This window comes from Porphyromonas uenonis 60-3, assembly GCF_000174775.1.
GTDB classification, from domain to species: domain Bacteria; phylum Bacteroidota; class Bacteroidia; order Bacteroidales; family Porphyromonadaceae; genus Porphyromonas; species Porphyromonas uenonis_A.
Map to the genome: position 1 here is coordinate 1 of NZ_ACLR01000181.1, position 724 is coordinate 724.

General features: G+C 45.7%; 1 pseudogene. It reads left to right on the forward strand.

Annotated features, from left to right (window positions below):
- A pseudogene (locus PORUE0001_RS06870) lies at nucleotides 1-324 on the forward strand (hypothetical protein); the annotation flags it as partial.
- Nucleotides 325-724: the final 400 nt, after the last annotated feature.

Below are 724 nucleotides of genomic sequence, written 5' to 3' on the forward strand. Positions count from 1 at the left end.
CCCGCTGACCGCAGCAAACCTCGAGTTAGGAGCTACTCCTACGAGTCAAAAAGTGGCTCGACCATCGAGCTGATTTCTTACCTCTTCACACAAGAGTGGATGAAAGCCAATATACCAGGGACGGATCCCCTCATTAAGGACTTCATGACGAAGAATGGCTTCACCTACCAAGGAATGGAAAAGGTAAGTATATACGATATAGAAGCAGACTTATATCAGTACTACAATGACCAGCTGAAGGTCTACTTTGAGTACAGCCTAGTCGGTGGAGCATTTCCTACGGCAATGGGTGTATACACCAAGACACCTACAGTAGAGTTCTAGTACTACAGAGGGCTTTCATACACAGAGCCAGCTCCTCGACCCATGCGCGTCGGAGAGCTGGCTCGCTCTTTTAATCCAGCCAAAGGAGCCATCCTTTTGAGAAAGATCAAGTAGGTAGTTCTGAAGGAATGAGCTATCTATCAGTACCACTTGGGTGAAACCAGAGTTTCATACGGAAGAAACCAGAGTTTCATACGGAGGAAACCAGAGTTTCATACGGAGGAAACTGTAAATTGGTCGCAATCAAGTAGTCGGGAAGTATGCTGTCCGATACAAGTATTTCGGCGGAAGAAGAGTCCTTTTGGGATCGCAAAAGGGTCCCTACATTTCAGGAGATTATTGATGCCGTTTGATGAGATGTGTAGTCCAATTTTCGGGTTCAATTAGCACTTGTATGTTT